This is a genomic window from Lutibacter oricola (assembly GCF_900106565.1).
Taxonomy (GTDB): domain Bacteria; phylum Bacteroidota; class Bacteroidia; order Flavobacteriales; family Flavobacteriaceae; genus Lutibacter; species Lutibacter oricola.
Genome location: NZ_FNNJ01000038.1, coordinates 1 through 2754 on the forward strand (window position 1 = coordinate 1; position 2754 = coordinate 2754).

General features: G+C 24.5%; 3 protein-coding genes. All 3 read left to right on the forward strand.

Annotation, left to right across the window (positions count from 1 at the left end; genetic code table 11):
* Window positions 1-120: 120 nt before the first annotated feature.
* On the forward strand, window positions 121-930 hold the full coding sequence (locus BLU40_RS17280) for a DUF2971 domain-containing protein (protein WP_090126741.1): 810 nt from the start codon (window positions 121-123) through the stop codon (window positions 928-930).
* Between the two features lie 174 nt (window positions 931-1104).
* Window positions 1105-1812, forward strand: a complete 708-nt coding sequence (locus tag BLU40_RS17285) for a hypothetical protein (RefSeq protein ID WP_139171005.1) — start codon at window positions 1105-1107, stop codon at window positions 1810-1812.
* A gap of 120 nt (window positions 1813-1932) precedes the next feature.
* Window positions 1933-2553 carry a hypothetical protein gene (locus tag BLU40_RS17290; protein WP_090126746.1) on the forward strand — a complete coding sequence of 207 codons (621 nt, stop codon included), beginning with the start codon at window positions 1933-1935 and terminating at the stop codon, window positions 2551-2553.
* The last annotated feature ends 201 nt before the right edge of the window (window positions 2554-2754 follow it).

Here is a 2754-nt window from a genome sequence, read left to right on the forward strand (position 1 = left end):
TTTACGAAAATCCTATCGGATTTTCTACGTTAGTGTTTTATTTAGTAAATTAGTAGTTTAAAAAACGCTACAAAACATACACAAACCCGTTGGCAAACATTAAAAATTGGACTTTTAAAAATGAAAATTGAATGGAATTTTGAAGATTATATATATAGCCATAATTTTGGCAGAATAAATAAACGAGAATATATTCATCGTATTTATAAAAACGGAATAGAACTTGAAAAACCAAAAGAAATCTATAAGTTTTACGGGAATACAAATTATAATCTAAATTCTCTTCTTGAAAATTACATATACTTCTCAAATCCAAGAGATTTTAATGATCCTTTTGATTGCCTAGTTAATAGAGAAGAACAAATTTTAAAGAATTATAAAACTTTAGAAAACCATAGAAATGAATTAGGTGTTTGTTGTTTTAGTTTGATAAATAACAATCCATTAATGTGGGGACATTATACTAATAATTACAATGGATTTTGTTTGAAATTTAAAAATGATAACTTTTTTGATAATGATAATATAACTCTTCAAACTCACGTTTCATATTTAAAAAATTACATTCCAGGAAATGAGCCACTAAAAAAAGCTATTAAAGAATTATATCTCCAAAAATTAAATAATCAAGATAAAGTTACAATTAGCAAAGTTCTTGCTTTAACATTTGAATACAACTGGAAATATTATGATTGGAATTACGAACAAGAATATCGAACAATTTCTTGGTCTACCAATAGTTTTGAACGAAAAATGAGATTTAACAAAGAATGTTTAGAAGAAATATATATTGGATATAAAATGAAAAGTGCAAATTATGAATATTATAGTTTATTAATCAACATTATAAAAACTCAATATCCGAATACAAAAATATTTGAAGTAAAACCAAACTCATTAAAAGTTAAATTAGAATTTTCGGAAATTTGAATTTAATATAAAACGATTTGCCAACAACTGGTATATTTTATTGTTTGGTTCTAGCACACTTACGAAAATCCTATCGGATTTTCTTGGTCAGGAATTATTTACTAAATTTAAAGCTAAATCACTCAACAAAACATACCAAAAACCGTTGGCTTTAATTACGGAATGAAAAATTCAATGAAATCACATAAAGATAAAATAGACAAAAAAATCGATCTAAAAAGAGAAAACACTTTATGGAATCACATTCTGACGAGATTATTTCATAGAGGAGAAACTATAGCCGATAAAAAGAAAAATAGCTACATTATTTGGACTTCTAATTTATGGACAGGTGGTTTTTACCCTATATTCAAAATTAAATTTAATGAAAATAAAGAAATTGTAAAAATAGAAACTGAATTGAGTTTATATGGCAAACTTTGTCTAACGTTATTGATTCTAATAATAACAATATTTACAACTTTTTTTTTGATAATTCCTGCAATAGAACATTATCGAAAAATTAATTTCTTTTTTCTAATTCCAGTATTACTTTACAGTTTATTAATTTTCGGATTTTATATTATAATACTACGAATTTATTATCTAGAGAAAAGGTATTTAGTTGAAGATTTGAAAATAATTGTCGGAGTTGAAACCAAGGAAAACATAGAAAAGAAAGAATTTAATAAAAAGGAAGGGACATTTTCAAAGATTATTGGAAGGATTTTTTTATATCCATTTTCAGTTTTCATTATAATTATGTCGATTATAATGATTTTTAAAGGAGGTCCAAATGGACATAAAGGATTTATAGGAGCCCTGATTGCAGTAGGATATTTATTTGCAGATATAAAGATAATTTTAAATAAAAGAAAAAAAACTAAAGCCAACAATGTTTAACCAAAATTGGCAATTCCTACTAAATAGAATGTTTCTTAATTCTAATTTTATTATTTTTATAAACGAAAAATTGCGATAACCAAAGCCATCTTTGGTTACACTAAACCGTTGTGCAATATTATGAAAAAGATAAAATCGATAATATTTCTGATTATTTTATTGGCTTTTAGTTGCAAACAAACTGAAAAGAAAAACTTTGAGAAAAATCAACCTCAAATTGATTCTCTAAACTTAAATAAAAAAATTAGTGAATCAGAATTAAATAAGTTTCTTGAAAATCCAATTGATTTGATTGAGTATAAAAAAAATAAGAAAAATTGGATTTCTACAGTTACTGGCAATCAACCATTTTATGAGAAATTCAAATTGAGAGATTCTATATTTTACGAATATACTTATCCAAATGAGAAATTAGACTTAAACCGTCTTGATAAAATTGTTGTTATAAAATTTCGAGAAAATAAACATACATACAATGATGAAACTGAAAAATTAATTGAGTTGAATATTTTCAATAAAGATTCAATATTGAGAAAAGCTAATTTAGTTGGTTTGACAAACTCTCAAAGAGAAATAAAATTTGGAAAAGAAAATCTCAAAATTGAGAATGAATATATTTATTTCAACGAAAATAAGTTATTGATTTTGACAATTAAGAATGATAAAGTTGACTCTTACAAGTATTTAAGACTTAACACAGACAAAATAGATAAAGAATTGATTAAACAGATTAAAAATTAACATTGCACAACAACTGGTATATTTTATTGTTTGTTCTAGCACACTTACGAAAATCCTATCGGATTTTCTAGGTCAGTAATTATTTACTAAATTTATAGCTTAAACAACTCAACAAAACATACCAAAAACCGTTGCCTTTAATTGCGGATGATGAAAATAAACTGAAAAAGATGAATAAATATAGACTTATAGGAATTACAA